This window comes from Beutenbergia cavernae DSM 12333, from assembly GCF_000023105.1.
GTDB classification, from domain to species: Bacteria; Actinomycetota; Actinomycetes; order Actinomycetales; family Beutenbergiaceae; genus Beutenbergia; species Beutenbergia cavernae.
Map to the genome: position 1 here is coordinate 3,284,160 of NC_012669.1, position 15,532 is coordinate 3,299,691.

Consider the following 15,532-nt stretch of genomic DNA (forward strand, 5'->3'; position numbering starts at 1 on the left):
CCTCACTTCACGTAGGGGATGCCCTCGGCCGCCGGCGCACGCACGCGTCCGGCGAACCCGGCCACCGCGAGGATCGTCACGATGTACGGGAGCATGAGCAGGAGCTGCGGCGGCACGCTCACCTCGAGCGTCGGCAGCACGGTCCGCAGGTTCTCCGAGAAGCCGAACAGCAGGGCCGCCGCGACAGCGCCCTTCGGGCTCCACCGGCCCAGGATCATCGCCGCGAGCGCGATGAAGCCGCGCCCGCCGGTCATCTCCTTGCCGAACGCCAGACCGGACGCGACGGTGAAGAACGCCCCGCCCAGGCCAGCGATGGCCGACCCCAGGATCGCGTTGCGCCACCGGGTGCGGTTGACGTCGATGCCGACCGTGTCCGCCGCCTTCGGGTGCTCGCCGACCGCGCGCACCCTCAGGCCCCACCGGCTGCGGAACAGGTAGACCTGCAGGGCGATGACGACGACGTACATGAGGTACACGAGCACCGTCTGCCGGAACAGGACGGGTCCGATCAGCGGGATCTCCGACAGCACCGGGATCGGCACCGTCGGCAGCGGCGTGCGCCGGTTCCACGCGTCGTGCTCGGTCAGCACCGTCGAGAACAGGAAGCTCGTCAGGCCGATCACGAGGACGTTGAGCACGACGCCCACGATGATCTGGTTGACCTGGTACTTGATCGAGAAGAACACGAGCAGCACGCCGACGCCGGCACCCGCGATCGGGGCGGCGACGAGCCCGAGGTAGGCGCTCGTCGTCAGCGACGCCACGACGGCGGCGAGGAACGCCCCGGCGAGCAGCTGGCCCTCGATCGCGATGTTCACGATGCCGACCCGCTCGCAGACGACGCCGCTCAGCGCACCGAAGATCAGCGGCGTCGCGAGGAACAGCGCGCCCGCGAGGATGCCCGTCAGCGCGACGACCTGGGTCTTGCCCGCCCCGATCGAGACGAGGAACGCCAGGACGAGCAGGACGCCGAAGACGACGCCGACCCACGTGCCCACGGGGCGCCGTCGGACGGCCTGCACCCAGGAGAACGCGGCCAGGCCCAGCGCGAGCAGCACGAGCACCCACGTCGTCGCCGCGGCGGGGACGACCAGCAGCGGGAGCTGCCACAGGTCGGCCCCGGTGGAGACGCGGATCTGCGTGTCGCCGGCGGGTACGAGAGCCGCCATCCAGACGCCGAGCAGGCCGAGCACGGTGAACGCGATCGGCGCGCGGTAGCTGATCTTGACGGGTGCGGCACCCGGCTCGACGACGGCGTGCGGCTGCGGCTGGAGGGGCGGTGCGAGCGTCATGCGAGCGCCTCCGAGCGACGACGGGCGCCGGGGGCCGGCAGCCGGAACACCGACCTGACCAACGGGGGCGCAGCGATGAACAGGACGATGAGCGACTGGAGCACGAGGACCAGGTCGATCGGCGTCCCGGTGCGGGTCTGCATGAGACGCCCGCCCGCCGCGAACGCGCCGAACAGCAGGCCGGCGAGCACGGTCCCGAGCGGCTTCGAGCGGCCGAGCAGCGCGACGGTGATCGCGTCGAAGCCGACGGTCCCCGCGATGGACCCGGTGAGGTTGCGCTCCGTCCCGAGGAGCTGCATCCCGCCACCGAGGCCGGCCAGCGCGCCGGCGATCGCCATGACGGCCACCGTGACGCCGGCGACCGAGATGCCGGCAGTACGGGCGGCGTTCGCGTTGGAGCCGACGGCGCGGAAGCGGAACCCGAGCACCGAACGCTCCATGAGCCACCACACCCCGACCGCGGCGAGCAGCGCCAGCACGAACCCGAGGTGCAGGCGGAACCCCGGCCCGAGGAGCAGCGGCAGCATCGCGGAGTCCCGGACCGGCTTGGCGACCTGCGGGGTCCCGCTCTCGAAGACGCGCAGCGTGAGCACGTACAGCACCAGGTACACCGCGATGTTGTTGAGCATGATCGTGACGATGACCTCGTGGGCGCCGGTGCGCGCCTTGAGGACGCCGGCGATCCCCGCCCACACCGCGCCTCCGACGGCCGCTCCGACGAGCGCGACGAAGACGTGCAGCACACCGGGAAGCTGCAGCGTGAAGCCGAGGTAGGAGGCGAGGATCGCACCGAGGATCATCTGGCCCTGGGCGCCGATGTTGAACAGCCCGGAGCGGAAGCCGATGCCGATCCCCAGGCCGGCCAGGATGAGCGGCACCGAGATCGTCATCGTCTCGGTGATCGGCCGGACGGCGCGCTGGAAGGACGTGGCCTGCCAGTCCACGATCGCCCCCTGCAGGAGCGCGCTGTAGGCGGCGAAGACGGCGTCCCACGCCGCGGCGAGGAAGTCGGCCGGCCGAGCGAAGAAGTAGACGGCGGCGGCCTGCACGTCCGGGTCGGCGGCGATGACGAGCACCGCACCGATGACGAGCGCCAGCACGATCGCGGCGAGCGTCATCACCCACGACGAGGACAGGATGTCCCGGAGCAGGCTCTCGCTGCGGGTCGGGCCGGCCTCGCTCGTGTCGGGCGGGAGCGTGGCCGGTGGGGGCGTGGCCGGTGGGGGCGCCTGAGACTCGGTCATGCCGGGTCCTCCTCGGTCTCGGCCTGCAGGTCGGCCTCCGCGAGCACCGTGTGGTGCTCGGCGGACTGCGCGCGCGCCTCCTCGAGCGGGACGCCGGCCATCATGAGGCCGAGCACGTCGCGGTCCTCGCCGCCGGGGACGACGCCGACGACCCGGCCCCGGTACATGACGGCGATCCGGTCGGCGAGCGCCACCACCTCGTCCAGCTCCGTCGAGACGATGAGCACGGCGCTGCCGTGGTCACGCTCGGCGACCAGCCGCGAGTGGACGAACTCGATCGACCCGACGTCGAGGCCACGGGTGGGCTGGGAGGCGACGAGCAGGCGCAGCTCGCGGGACATCTCGCGGGCGAGCACGACCTTCTGCTGGTTCCCGCCCGACAGGGTGCTCGCCGGGACCTCGGGCGAGGTCGTCCGCACGTCGAACTCGGCGATCCGCTGCTGAGCGTTCTCCTCCAGCCGCCCCCGGTCGATCGCGCCCCCGCGGGAGTACGGGCGGGCACCGACCAGGTCGAGCACCAGGTTCTCGGTGATGGAGAAGTCGGCGATGATCCCGTCGGTGCTGCGGTCCTCCGGCACGAAGCCGAGCCCGGCGTCGAGCCGTTCGCGGACCGAGAGCGGGCCGAGATCGCGGCCGTCGAGCTCGATCGTCCCGGCGGTCGGGGCCACGACCCCGAGGATCGCCTCCGTGAGCTCGGTCTGGCCGTTGCCCTGCACCCCCGCCACCGCGAGGATCTCCCCGCGCGCGACCTCCAGATCGACGCCGTCGAGCACCGGCAGCCCCGCGGCGTCCGTGACGACCAGCCCACGCACCACCAGGCTGCTCGGCCCGGGCGTCGCCGCCTCTTTCGCCACCCCCAGCTCGACCGACCGGCCGACCATCAGCGAGGCGAGCTCCTTCTCGGACGCGCTCGGCTCGGCCGAGCCGACCACCCGGCCGCGCCGGATCACGGTGATCCGGTCGGCGATCGCCTTGACCTCGCGGAGCTTGTGGGTGATGAAGAGGATCGACGTGCCGGCGGCCTTGAGCTGGCGCATGATCTCGATGAGCTCGTCGGTCTCCTGCGGCGTGAGCACCGCCGTCGGCTCGTCGAGGATGAGCACGCGCGCCTCGCGGGAGAGCGCCTTGATGATCTCGACCCGCTGCTGGACGCCGACCGGGAGGTCCTCGATCCGCGTGTCGGGATCGACGCCGAACCCGAACCGCGCCGCCATGTCGGTGACGATCGCGCGTGCGCGCGGCAGGTTGATCAGGCCCGCGGCCTGCGTCGGCTCGTAGCCGAGCACGACGTTCTCCGCCACGGTGAAGACCGGCACGAGCATGAAGTGCTGGTGGACCATGCCGATGCCGGCGGCGATCGCGTCGCCCGGTCCGGTGAACCGCGCGGGCTCGCCGTCGACGACGATCTCACCGGCGTCGGGCTCGTACAGCCCGTAGAGCACGTTCATGAGCGTGGACTTGCCCGCCCCGTTCTCGCCGAGGAGAGCGTGGATCTCGCCGGGCTCGACCACGAGGTCGATGCCGTCGTTCGCGACCAGGTCGCCGAACCGCTTGGTGATCCCGCGCAGCTCCAGCCTCATCGGCCACTCCTCACCGAGCACTCCTCACGGCCAGTGCGGCTCACTGTGCCGCGTTGTCCCTCGATCTGCACCCCCCGCACGAACACCGGTGGTCCGGGCGCATCGCCCGGACCACCGGTGATTCGCGTCGTTCGCGGGGATCAGGGGGTGTTCGGGGACTCGACGACGAGCTCGCCCGAGATGATCTGCTCCCGGAGCTCGGCCACCCGGTCCACGACGTCCGCCGGGACCGCGTCCTCGAAGTCGTGGAACGGCGCGAGCGCCACGCCCTCGTTCTCGAGCGTGCCGACGTACGGCTCGCTGGAGAAGTTGCCCTGCGAGGCCTCGTCGATGGAGTCGAACACCGCCGCGCCGATCTCCTTCACGACGGACGTGAGGATGATGTCGCCGTACTCGGTCGACTCGAAGCCGTCGGAGTCGACCCAGATGATCCGGGTGCCCTCGACGCCCTCGGCGGCCGCGGCGGCACCGAGACCGACGGGACCGGCGACCGGCATCACGATGTCGGCGTTCTGGTTGAGGAAGCCCTGGGTGATGTTCTGCCCGTTGGCCTGGGTCTCGAAGTCGCCGGAGAACTGGCCGTCCTGCGTCTCCTTGTCCCAACCGAGCACCTGGACGTCGTCACCGCTGTCGGTGTTCCACTGGGCGACGCCGTCGACGAAGCCGTCCATGAAGATGTTCACCGACGGGATCGGGAGGCCGCCGAACGTGCCGACGACGCCGGTCTCGGTCTGCGACCCGGCGACGTAACCCGCCAGGAACGCGGCCTCGGCCGTGTTGAACAGGAGCGGCTTGACGTTGTCCAGCTCGACCGGCACCGGCGGGTCGGCCTCGGTGGCGCCCGGGTCGGACAGCGAGGAGTCGATGAGCGCGAACTGCAGGTCCGGGTTCGCGACAGCGGCGTCCTGGATCGCCTGCTCGAGCAGGAAGCCGACCCCGATGATGTAGGTGCAGCCGTCCTGGACGAGGCTGTCGATGTTGGGGCCGTAGTCCGCGTCGGCGGTGGACTCGACGGAGTTCACCTCGACGCCGAGCTCGTCGGCGGCACGCTCGAGGCCCTCGAAGCCGGACTGGTTGAACGACTGGTCGTCCCAGCCGCCCTGGTCGGACACCATGCAGGCCTTGAAGCCCTCCACCACGCCGCTGCCGCCGTCGGAGGTCTCCTCGGAGCCGCCTGCTGTCTCCTCCTCCTCGGGGGCAGCGCCGCACGCGGCGAGCGTCAGCGCGATGGCGGCGATGCCCGCCATGCCAAAGGTCGACTTCTTCACTCTGACTCCTTGAGTCCTCGTCCACCGGTGGGCGGTTGTGGAGCGCGCCGCGGGGTGCTGCGTGCGATTCGACGTCACCATAACCGCCGCGACGTTCCGGGGGTGTTACATGCTGAGACCCTGACGGAAATCGTGATGCAACCGTGCCCTGTGGGATAACGGTGTCAGGCGACCGGGAGACGCTCCGGCGCCGGACGCGACCCGGCGATGATCGCCGTCCGCGCAAGGATTCTCGCCCCGACGCCGATGGCGCGCTCGTCCACGACGAGGTCGCCGCGGTGGATGTCATAGGTCGGCCCGCCCGGCGTCCGGGTCCCCAGCCGCACCATGGCGCCCGGGACGCGGCGCAGGTACCAGGCGAAGTCCTCCCCGCCGAGCGACTGCTCGGTGAGCAGCACGCCCTCCTCGCCGAGCGCCGTCCGCGCGGCGTGCTCGATGATCGCCACGGCGCGTTCCTCGTTGACGACCGGGGGCACGCCGCGCACGTGCGTGACCTCGACCCCGACGCCGTACGGCGCCACGATCTGCTCGATCGCGTCGTCGAGCACCGCACCCGCGTGCTCCCACGCGCCGGCGTCGAGCATGCGCAGCGTCCCGCGGAGGGTTCCGACGCTCGGGATCGCGTTCGCCGCCTGCCCCGCGCGCACGCTCCCCCACGTGAGGTTGGCGCCGGCGCGCGGGTCCAGCCGCCGCCCGAGCACCGACGGCGCCTGCGTGATCACCTGGCCGAGGGCGAAGACGACGTCGCCGGTCAGGTGCGGGCGCGACGTGTGACCTCCGGCCGACGTCAGCGTCACGGTGATCGTGTCCGACGCCGACGTGATGGAGCCGATGCGGGACCCGATCGCGCCGACGTCGACCTTCGGGTCGCAGTGCAGCGCGTAGACCTGCTCGACACCCTCGAGCACGCCGGCCTCGATGACGTCGAGAGCGCCGCCGGGCATGACCTCCTCGGCCGGCTGGAACACGAGGCGGACGCCGACGGCGAGGTCGCCGGACGCGGCGAGCTCGGCGAGCGCCAGGCCCGCGCCGAGCACGACGCTCGTGTGCACGTCGTGCCCGCACGCGTGCGCCACACCGGCGTTCGTCGACGCGAACGGCAGCCCCGTGGTCTCCGGCACCGGCAGCGCGTCGAGGTCGGCACGCAGCCCGACGAGGCGGCGGCCGGTGCTCGCGGCGCTCGGGCCGACGTCGCACACGAGTCCCGAGCCGTGCAGCAGTCGCGGGCTCAGCCCGGCGGCGCGCAGCCGCTCGGCGACGGCGGCGGTGGTGCGCTGCTCCGTGCGGGCGAGCTCCGGATGCGCATGGATGTCGCGCCGGATCGCGACGAGCTCGTCGGTGAGGTCGGCGACGACGTCGTCGATGCGCGCGGCGAGCGCGGCGAGGGGACCTGTCAGGACGGGGGTGGACACGCGGGTGAGGCTACCCGCGGACGCACCGACGCCGCCGTCTGAGTCCGCCTACAGCAGGCGGTCGGCGCCCCGCTCGGCGAGCGCGTCCACGGCGCGCTTCACGCCTTGCGCCTGGTCCCGTGTCGTGACGAGCAGCGCGTCGGGGGTGTCGACGACGACGGCGTCCGGCACGCCCAGGACCGTCACCGTGCGTGCGCCGGCGGCCACGACGACGGCGCCCGCGGAGTCCCGCACGAGCGTCGCGTCGGCGTCGCCGAGCACGTGCACGCCGCCGGCGTCCGGCGCCAGCAGCGCACCGAGGGAGTCCCAGTCGCCGACGTCGTCCCAGGCGAAGTCCCCCGGGGCGACCGCGACGCCGCCGGCGGCCGCCACGGGTTCGGCGATCGCGTAGTCGATGGCGATCTTCTCGAGCGTCGGCCACACGCGCGCGAGGGTGTCGGGCTCGGCCGGTGTGTCCCAGGCGGCAGCGATCTCGGTGAGGCCGGCGGCGAGCTCCGGCCGCTGCTGGGCGAGATGGTCGAGCAGCACGCGCGCGCGGACCACGAACATGCCCGCGTTCCACCGGTGGCGGCCGTCGGCGACGTACTCCGCGGCAGTGGCGGCGTCGGGCTTCTCCCGGAAAGCGACGACGCCACGCGCGCCGCGCTCCCCCGCCGCCCCGGGCAGCGGTTCGCCCACCTCGATGTACCCGAACGCCGTCGACGGCGTGGTGGCGGCGATCCCGATGGTCGCGACGGCGCCGTCCCGGGCCGCGGCGACGGCGGCCCCGACCGCCTGCGCGAACGCGGCCTCCCCGTGGATCACGTGATCGGCGGCGAACGAGGCGAGGACGACGTCGCCGTGCCGGTGCGCGAGGACGGCGGCAGCGAGCCCGATCGCCGCCATGGAGTCGCGGGGCGACGGCTCGGCGAGCAGCGCGTCGGCGGGCAGGTCCGGCAGCTGCTCCGCGACGGCGCCGGCGTGCGCCCGCCCGGTGACGACCACCACCCGATCCGGCCCGGTCAGCGGCTGCAGCCGGTCCCAGGTGCCCTGGAGCAGGGTGCGCCCCGACCCGGTGAGGTCCAGCAGGAACTTCGGGTGTGCGCGGCGCGACAGCGGCCACAGGCGCGTCCCGGCTCCGCCGGCGGGGACGACGGCGTACAGGTCCTCGATCGGGCCGCCCACCTCGGGGGCTGCCTGCTCCGGCGCGCTCTGCATGGCGGTCAGCGTACGGCGCCCGGCGCACCCGGCTCCGGGGGCTCGACGAACGTGGCGTGGGTCACGTCCGGGCCCCATCGGGGCTCTCGTGGCGCGAGCGCCTCCACAGAATCATTACAGTGGCCCGGAGACCCCTCGGACGTCTCCTGCCCCGCGACACTCGCGCCGTCGCCCGCGCTCGGACGTCCGCACGATGCCCGGGAGGCACAGACTCGTGGCCACAGCGCCGACCACACCGCCGCCGCCGACGCCTACCTCGTCGCGGGAGGTGGGGACCGGGACGCTGTACCGCGGCCGTGAGGGCATGTGGTCCTGGGTGCTCCACCGGGTCACGGGGATGCTCATCTTCCTGTTCCTGCTGGTGCACGTGCTGGACACGGCGCTCGTGCGCGTGTCGCCCGAGGCGTACAACTCCGTCATCGGGCACTACAAGACGCCGATCATGGGCCTGGGCGAGGCCGGGCTCGTCGCGGCGATCCTGTTCCACGCGTTCAACGGCGTGCGGATCATCCTCGTGGACTTCTGGGCGAAGGGCCCGAAGTACCAGCGGCTCATGATGTGGATCGTCATCGGCCTCGCCGTCGTGCTGTTCGCCGGGTTCCTGCCCCGCCACCTGATGAACGTGTTCGGAGGGGGGCACTGATGGCGACCATCGACGACGGCGTCATCGCCAACCCGCGGGCGCGGTACACCCGGCGCCTGCGCACGCCCGGCAACAGCGAGCTGTGGGCCTGGATCTTCATGCGCGCCTCGGGCGTGCTGCTCATCGTGCTGATCTTCGGGCACCTGTTCGTCAACCTGCTCGTGGGCGACGGTGTCGGCGCGATCGACTTCGCGTTCGTGGGCGGCAAGTGGGCCTCCCCGTTCTGGCAGGTCTGGGACCTCCTCATGCTGTGGCTCGCGATGATCCACGGCACGAACGGCGTCCGCACGATCATCAACGACTACGCGGAGCGCGACGTGACGCGCGTCGTCCTCAAGTCGCTCCTCTACCTCGCGTTCGTCGTCACCGTCGTCCTCGGCACGCTCGTGATCTTCACGTTCGACCCGTGCCCCACCGGCGCCGCGGCGCACCTGCTGCCGTCGTTCTGCACCGCCTGACCGTCCCGAACCCGCCCGAACCCGAAGGAGGCCGCACGTGCAGACGCACAGCTACGACGTCGTCATCGTGGGCGCCGGGGGCGCCGGGATGCGAGCCGCGCTGGAGTCGTCCTCACGCGCCCGCACCGCCGTCCTCACCAAGCTCTACCCCACCCGCTCCCACACCGGTGCCGCCCAGGGCGGCATGTGCGCCGCCCTCGCGAACGTCGAGGAGGACAACTGGGAGTGGCACACGTTCGACACCGTCAAGGGCGGCGACTACCTGGTCGACCAGGACGCGGCCGAGGTCATGGCGAAGGAGGCCATCGACGCGGTCCTCGACCTGGAGAAGATGGGCCTGCCGTTCAACCGGACGCCCGACGGGAAGATCGACCAGCGCCGGTTCGGCGGCCACACCCGCAACCACGGCGACGCCCCTGTGCGCCGTTCCTGCTACGCCGCCGACCGCACGGGCCACATGATCCTGCAGACCCTGTACCAGCAGTGCGTCAAGGCCGGCGTGGAGTTCTTCAACGAGTTCTACGCGCTCGACCTCCTGCTGACCGCCGACCCGCAGGATCCCGACGGCGACCCGCAGGTGGCCGGCGTCGTCGCCTACGAGCTCGCCACCGGTGAGATCCACGTGGTGCGCGCCAAGTCGGTGGTCTTCGCCACGGGCGGCGCCGGCAAGGTGTACAAGACGACGTCGAACGCCCACACGCTGACCGGCGACGGCATGGCGATCGCCTACCGCCGCGGGCTCCCGCTCGAGGACATGGAGTTCTTCCAGTTCCACCCCACGGGCCTCGCGGGCCTCGGCATCCTGCTCTCGGAGGCCGCCCGCGGCGAGGGCGCGATCCTGCGCAACAGCGACGGCGAACGCTTCATGGAGCGGTACGCGCCGACGCTGAAGGACCTCGCGCCTCGCGACGTCGTCGCCCGCGCGATGGCGAACGAGGTGCGGGAGGGCCGCGGCGCCGGCCCGAACAAGGACTACGTGCTGCTCGACCTCACGCACCTCGAGCCGGCGCACATCGACGCGAAGCTCCCCGACATCACCGAGTTCGCCCGCACCTACCTCGGCGTCGAGCCGTACACGGAACCCGTGCCGGTGTACCCGACGGCGCACTACGCCATGGGTGGCATGCCCACCACCGTGGAGGGCGAGGTGCTGCGCAACAACACCGACATCGTCCCCGGGCTGTACGCCGCGGGCGAGGTGGCGTGCGTGAGCGTCCACGGCGCGAACCGGCTCGGCACGAACTCGCTGCTCGACATCAACGTGTTCGGCAAGCGGGCCGGCATCACCGCCGCCGAGTACGCGGCCGGCGCGACGCTCGCCGAGCTCCCCGACGACCCGGCCGGGCGCGTCGTCGCCCAGCTCGAGGCGATGCGGACGCGCCCCGTCGGCGAGAAGGTGGCCGACCTGCGCCGGGCGCTGCAGGAGACGATGGACGTGAACGCGCAGGTGTTCCGCACGGAGGCCAGCCTCAAGCAGGCTCTGGTCGACATCCAGCAGCTCCAGGAGCGCTACGGCCACGTCGCCGTGCAGGACAAGGGCCGGCGGTACAACCTCGACCTGCTCGAGGCCGCCGAGCTCGGCTTCCTGCTGGACCTCGCCGAGGTCGTCGTGACCGGCGCGCTCGCCCGCAACGAGTCGCGCGGCGGTCACTACCGCGAGGACTACCCGCAGCGGGACGACACGAACTTCATGCGCCACACGATGGCCTACCGGGTCGCGACGACCGGTGCCGAGGGTGCCGAGGCGGTCGACGCCGCCGGGATCGGCCCGCACGAGGTGCGCCTCGACTACAAGCCCGTCACGTTGACCCGGTACCAGCCGATGGAGCGTAAGTTCTGATGACCGCGACCCTCGAGGCGACCGACGCCGCACCAGCTGTCGGCGAGGTGCCCTCCTTCGACGTCACGCTCCGCATCGAGCGGTACGACCCGGACGCCGCCGACCCGAAGCCGTACTGGCAGGAGTTCACCGTCCGGGCGCACGGCACCGACCGCCTGCTCGACGCCCTCCACTCCATCAAGTGGGACCAGGACGGGTCGCTGACGTTCCGCCGCTCGTGCGCGCACGGCGTGTGCGGGTCGGACGCCATGCGGATCAACGGCCGCAACCGCCTCGCGTGCAAGACGCTGCTCAAGGACCTCAACCCGGAGAAGGTCATCACCGTCGAGCCCATCAAGGGCCTGCCGGTCGAGAAGGACCTCATCGTCGACATGGAGCCGTTCTTCGCGTCCTACCGCGAGGTCATGCCGTTCCTCATGACGACGGGCAACGCCCCGACCCGCGAGCGGCTGCAGTCGGCGGCGCAACGGGAGCGCTACGACGACACCACGAAGTGCATCCTGTGCGCGGCGTGCACCACGTCGTGCCCGGTCTTCTGGTCGGACGGGCAGTACTTCGGCCCGGCCGCGATCGTCAACGCGCACCGCTTCATCTTCGACAGCCGTGACGAGGGCGGGCAGCAGCGCCTGGAGATCCTCAACGACAAGGAGGGCGTGTGGCGGTGCCGCACGACCTTCAACTGCACCGAGGCGTGCCCGCGCGGCATCCAGGTGACGCAGGCGATCGCCGAGGTCAAGCGCGCGATCCTCACCCGCACCATCTGACCGCCGGCCCCTTCGCGAGAGGATTTCTGCGCCACCGCGAGAGGATTTCTGCGCCACCGCGAGAGGTTTTCTGCGCCGCTAGGGTGACGGCGTGACGCGTGAGGTCGAGGTCCGGCTCCCGGGCGGCAACGTGGGCGGCGCCGTGCGCGTGGGTGACACCGTGCGCCGGCCGACCGGCCCGTGGACGCCGGCCGTCCACGCGCTGCTCGACCACCTGGCGTCGCGCGGCCTGCGCGCCGTCCCGCGTACTCACGGCTACGATCACGCCGGCCGCGAGGTCCTCGACTACCTCCCCGGCGAGGTCATCGACGTCGACTCCGAGGTGCTGACGAACGCTCGCCTCGCCTCGGCCGCACGGTGGCTGCGCGACTACCACGCCGCCGTCGGCGACTTCCGGCCCGGCACCCTCCGCTGGCGCTTCGGGACGCTCCCGCTGGACGACGGCGAGATCGTCTGTCATCACGACGTCGCGCCGTACAACATGGCGTTCGACTGCGACGAGCTGGCCGGGGTCTTCGACTGGGACGTCGCCGGGCCGGGCCGGCCGATCGACGACCTCGGGTTCCTCGCCTGGAACGGCGTGCCGCTCTTCCGTGAGGTGCCGGGATGGACGGCCGACGACGTCGCCGCCCGGTTGCGTCTGCTGGCCGGTGCCTACGGGGACGGACCGTCACCGCTGGCGATCGCGGAGCACGCCGTCGCCCGGATGCGTGCAGCGACCGACCGCATCGAGGCCGGTCAACGCGCCGGCGATCCCGGGATGCTGCGCCTCGGCGAGATCGGCGAGCCGGCGGCCACGCGAGCCCGGATCGCCGCGTTCGCGACGCGACTGCCCGCCGTCGCCGCCGCCCTCCGCTGACCGCCCGGCGTCAGCGCAGCCGCGCCTCACGCCGCTCGAGCTTCTCGATCCGCCGCCGCACCCGCCGCAGGCGTCGCTCGCGCCATGCTCCGATCCACCCGCCCCAGTAGTGGTCCGACTCCGGCTCGGGCTCCTTCGCCTCGGCGAACTGGACGACGCCGGTGCGTTCGTCGTGCTCCCAGTCGAGCGTGGCCGGCGTGGTGACCGTCACGTAGTTCGGCGACTCCTTGAGGTGCAGGCGCTCCTGCGGCGGTGCCGGCGGCACCGCGGGCGGGTTCGCCGTCCACGCGGCGACGTAGAGCGTCACGCGGGCCACGAGGTTCACCCAGAGCAGCAGCGTGACGAGCGCGGCGAACGACGCGAGCAACGGGTTCGCCGTCGCCCCGCCGACGAGCGCCGTGCCGAGGAACCGGATGACGCCGGAGGCCAGCGCCCCGATCGAGGCACCGACGAGCAGGTCCCGGCGTGGGGGCCGGGCGCCCGCGAGGACGCGGATGAGCATGACGAAGATGGACGCGTCGACGACGAACGCCAGCAGATAGCCGAGCGCCCGGACGAGGACGGCCCCGACGCTCGAGTCGAGTCCCAGCGTGTCGACGACCCATGACCCCGCCACCCCGGCGGCGATCCCGAGCGCCGCGGTGACGACGACGGAGAGTGCGAGGACCACGAACCCCACCAGGTCGCGCACGCGGGCGAGGATCGCGTTGCCCGGGGCGGTGGCGAGGCCGAACATCGCGCGGATGGACGTGCCGAGCGCACCCATCACGGCCAGGGCCGACAAGAGCAGGACGACGCCGGCCACGACGCCTGCGACGCCGACCCCCGGGTTCGACACGAGCTGCTCCGGCTCGAGGAGACCGCCGGAGCTGTCGCCCGTGTCCACGATGCCCGGCAGAGCCCGGTCCAGGGCGTCGAGCACCGCCTGGAAGAGCTCGTCGTCGTCGCCCAGGAGCCCGACGAACACGGTGAACCCGATCGTCAGGGCGGAGAAGATGGAGAAGAGCCCTGCGTAGGCGATCCCGCCGGCGAGCAGCCCACCCTTCGCCGCGCCGTAGCGCGCGAGCGTCCGACCGGCGCGCGTGCCCTGGAACCAGGCGACGAGCGCCTGGACCCGGTCGACCAGGCCCGCCGGGCCGGAGCGCCGGGCGGGAGGTGTCGCATCGGCCGAGGTGGTCACCGAACCACCTTGCCGCGCTCCGCCCGCGGGCGCGCGTCGGCGACCCGGGTGCTGGCCTGGGTCAGGCGATGGCCTGGTGCGACCGCAGGGCGAACGCCTGCAGCACCCGCCACACGCCGTCGGCGCACAGCTCGAACAGCGCGAACTCGCCGACACCGAACGTCGCGGAGAAGTCGGCGAGCTCGGTCTCGGCCCGGTCGAGCACGCCGGCCGGGAGGTCGTGCGCGACCGTTACGTGCGGGTGGTAGTCGAAGCGGAGCTCCTGCTCGAGGGGTCCGGTGCGGACCGCCTCCTGAAGCTCGCGGCACTCCGGCGCGCCGTCGGCCACCGACACGAACACCACCTGGGTGACCGGTCGGAAGGTGGACGTCCCGGCGAGCCGCATGACGAACGGCTCCTGCGCGGCAGCGACGCGGTCGAGCTGCTCGGTGACCGCCGGCAGGACGGCGTCGTCGACCACCGTGGGCGGGAGCAGCGTCACGTGCGGCGGGATGGCGTGCGCCATCGGGTCGCCGAACTCCTCGCGGGCGGCCGTCAACGGCCCCGCGTACGGCGGCGGGATCTCGACCGCGACCCCGAGGCAGGTCTGCCCCGGTCCAGGCATCGCCATCAGGTCGGCCATCGTGCTCATCGGTCGCGATCCTCCTGCGCTCGTCCCTCGCTCCTGGGAGACCACACTGTCCTCGCGCGTCGTCCTCGGTCGCGATCCTCCTGCGCTCGTCCCTCGCTCCGGAGTCCTCGCTCGGTACTCATGACCGGCGGCCTCCCGCGGGGAGCAGCCCGACGGCGTCGTACACGTCGCCGAGCGTGCCCCGTGCGATGGCGCGGGCTCGCTCGGCGCCCTCCGCGAGCACGTCGTCCAGCTTCTCCGGCTGCGCCAGCCAGCCCTCGACCGCCTCGCGCAGCGGCGTGAGCGCCTCCACGACGACGTCGGCCACCTCGACCTTGAGGTGCCCGTACCCGCGGCCGGCGAACCTGTCCTCGAGCTCCGCGACCGGCGTCCCCGACAACGCCGAGTGGATCGTGAGCAGGTTGGAGACGCCGGGCTTGGCCTCGGGGTCGAACCGGACCTCGGTGCCGGTGTCGGTGACGGCCGACCGGATGCGCTTCGCGATGACCTTCGGGTCGTCGAGCAGCTCGATGATCCCGTTGACGGACCCGTTCGACTTGCTCATCTTCGAGGTGGGGTCTGCCAGGTCGTAGATCTTCGCGACCTCGCGGACGATGTGGGCCTCGGGCACGGGCACGAGCGGACCGTATCGGCTGTTCATCCGCTGCGCCAGGTCCCTGCTCAGCTCGAGGTGCTGCCGCTGGTCCTCCCCGACCGGGACGACGTTCGTCCGGTACAGCAGGATGTCCGCCGCCATGAGCACGGGGTAGGTGAAGAGGCCGACGGTGGTGCCCTCGGCGCCCTGCTTGGCGGACTTGTCCTTGAACTGCGTCATCCGCGCGGCCTCGCCGTATCCGGTGAGGCAGCCGAGGACCCACGCCAGCTCGGCGTGCTCCGCCACGTGGGACTGCACGAAGAGCACCGAGCGCGCCGGGTCGACGCCGGCCGCGAGGTACTGCGCGGCCGTCCGCCGGGTGCGCTCGCGCAGAACGGCTGGGTCGGGGGCCACCGTGAGTGCGTGCAGGTCGACGACGCAGTAGATCGCGTCGTGCGTGTCTTGGAGTGCCACCCACTGCGTGAGCGCGCCGAGGTAGTTCCCGAGATGGAGGGAGTCCGCGGTCGGCTGCATGCCCGAGAAGACGCGAGGGCGCCCGGGCGTCACCGGATCGGTCATCCGGCCATCTT

14 protein-coding genes are annotated in these 15,532 nt (G+C 72.2%); 5 read left to right on the plus strand and 9 right to left on the minus strand.

The window, feature by feature from the left end; all coding sequences use genetic code 11:
* Nucleotides 1-2: 2 nt before the first annotated feature.
* From BCAV_RS14835 to BCAV_RS14860, 6 genes are all read right to left on the minus strand, one after another.
* Entirely contained in the window at nt 3-1,292 is a 1,290-nt protein-coding gene (locus BCAV_RS14835) for an ABC transporter permease (RefSeq protein WP_015883429.1), read from the minus strand.
* Nucleotides 1,289-2,536 (minus strand): ABC transporter permease, encoded by a 1,248-nt coding sequence (locus BCAV_RS14840; RefSeq protein ID WP_015883430.1) that lies wholly within the window; start codon nt 2,534-2,536, stop codon nt 1,289-1,291. Before BCAV_RS14840 ends, BCAV_RS14835 begins: the two co-directional genes overlap by 4 nt.
* Entirely contained in the window at nt 2,533-4,116 is a 1,584-nt protein-coding gene (locus tag BCAV_RS14845; protein WP_015883431.1) for an ABC transporter ATP-binding protein, read from the minus strand. The genes BCAV_RS14840 and BCAV_RS14845 overlap by 4 nt, the downstream gene beginning before the upstream one ends.
* Before the next feature lie 140 nt (nt 4,117-4,256).
* Complete coding sequence (locus BCAV_RS14850; RefSeq protein ID WP_015883432.1) at nt 4,257-5,384, minus strand: BMP family lipoprotein; 1,128 nt, start codon at nt 5,382-5,384, stop codon at nt 4,257-4,259.
* A gap of 164 nt (nt 5,385-5,548) precedes the next feature.
* Nucleotides 5,549-6,796, minus strand: coding sequence for an amidohydrolase (locus BCAV_RS14855; RefSeq protein ID WP_015883433.1), 1,248 nt, complete (start codon nt 6,794-6,796; stop codon nt 5,549-5,551).
* A gap of 48 nt (nt 6,797-6,844) precedes the next feature.
* Complete coding sequence (locus BCAV_RS14860; protein ID WP_015883434.1) at nt 6,845-7,993, minus strand: mannose-1-phosphate guanylyltransferase; 1,149 nt, start codon at nt 7,991-7,993, stop codon at nt 6,845-6,847.
* Nucleotides 7,994-8,207: 214 nt separating this feature from the next.
* Between BCAV_RS14860 and sdhC the strand changes: the two genes are divergently transcribed.
* From sdhC to BCAV_RS14885, 5 genes are all read left to right on the plus strand, one after another.
* Nucleotides 8,208-8,636, plus strand: coding sequence for a succinate dehydrogenase, cytochrome b556 subunit (gene sdhC / locus BCAV_RS14865; protein WP_015883435.1), 429 nt, complete (start codon nt 8,208-8,210; stop codon nt 8,634-8,636).
* Nucleotides 8,636-9,094, plus strand: coding sequence for a succinate dehydrogenase hydrophobic membrane anchor subunit (locus tag BCAV_RS14870; protein WP_015883436.1), 459 nt, complete (start codon nt 8,636-8,638; stop codon nt 9,092-9,094). The genes sdhC and BCAV_RS14870 overlap by 1 nt, the downstream gene beginning before the upstream one ends.
* A 37-nt stretch (nt 9,095-9,131) precedes the next feature.
* Complete coding sequence (gene sdhA, locus BCAV_RS14875) at nt 9,132-10,934, plus strand: succinate dehydrogenase flavoprotein subunit (protein WP_015883437.1); 1,803 nt, start codon at nt 9,132-9,134, stop codon at nt 10,932-10,934.
* Nucleotides 10,934-11,698 (plus strand): succinate dehydrogenase iron-sulfur subunit, encoded by a 765-nt coding sequence (locus BCAV_RS14880; protein ID WP_015883438.1) that lies wholly within the window; start codon nt 10,934-10,936, stop codon nt 11,696-11,698. Before sdhA ends, BCAV_RS14880 begins: the two co-directional genes overlap by 1 nt.
* Before the next feature lie 91 nt (nt 11,699-11,789).
* Entirely contained in the window at nt 11,790-12,557 is a 768-nt protein-coding gene (locus BCAV_RS14885; protein ID WP_015883439.1) for a phosphotransferase, read from the plus strand.
* A gap of 10 nt (nt 12,558-12,567) precedes the next feature.
* Here BCAV_RS14885 and BCAV_RS14890 read toward each other — a convergent pair whose 3' ends face one another.
* The 3 genes from BCAV_RS14890 to trpS all read right to left on the minus strand — a co-directional run bounded on the left by BCAV_RS14890 (nt 12,568) and on the right by trpS (nt 15,521).
* Nucleotides 12,568-13,737, minus strand: a complete 1,170-nt coding sequence (locus tag BCAV_RS14890; protein WP_015883440.1) for a YihY/virulence factor BrkB family protein — start codon at nt 13,735-13,737, stop codon at nt 12,568-12,570.
* A gap of 61 nt (nt 13,738-13,798) precedes the next feature.
* Nucleotides 13,799-14,368 carry a 2'-5' RNA ligase family protein gene (locus BCAV_RS14895; protein ID WP_015883441.1) on the minus strand — a complete coding sequence of 190 codons (570 nt, stop codon included), beginning with the start codon at nt 14,366-14,368 and terminating at the stop codon, nt 13,799-13,801.
* A gap of 118 nt (nt 14,369-14,486) precedes the next feature.
* Entirely contained in the window at nt 14,487-15,521 is a 1,035-nt protein-coding gene (gene trpS / locus BCAV_RS14900; protein ID WP_015883442.1) for a tryptophan--tRNA ligase, read from the minus strand.
* Between the last annotated feature and the right edge of the window lie 11 nt (nt 15,522-15,532).

Coding starts and splice junctions, on each gene's coding strand:
- BCAV_RS14835 (WP_015883429.1), bottom strand. CDS start 1,292: ATGACGCTCGCACCGCCCCTCCAGCCGCAGCCGCACGCCGTCGTCGAG.
- BCAV_RS14840 (WP_015883430.1), bottom strand. CDS start 2,536: ATGACCGAGTCTCAGGCGCCCCCACCGGCCACGCCCCCACCGGCCACG.
- BCAV_RS14845 (WP_015883431.1), bottom strand. CDS start 4,116: ATGAGGCTGGAGCTGCGCGGGATCACCAAGCGGTTCGGCGACCTGGTC.
- BCAV_RS14860 (WP_015883434.1), bottom strand. CDS start 7,993: ATGCAGAGCGCGCCGGAGCAGGCAGCCCCCGAGGTGGGCGGCCCGATC.
- BCAV_RS14870 (WP_015883436.1), top strand. CDS start 8,636: ATGGCGACCATCGACGACGGCGTCATCGCCAACCCGCGGGCGCGGTAC.
- BCAV_RS14880 (WP_015883438.1), top strand. CDS start 10,934: ATGACCGCGACCCTCGAGGCGACCGACGCCGCACCAGCTGTCGGCGAG.
- BCAV_RS14895 (WP_015883441.1), bottom strand. CDS start 14,368: ATGAGCACGATGGCCGACCTGATGGCGATGCCTGGACCGGGGCAGACC.
- trpS (WP_015883442.1), bottom strand. CDS start 15,521: ATGACCGATCCGGTGACGCCCGGGCGCCCTCGCGTCTTCTCGGGCATG.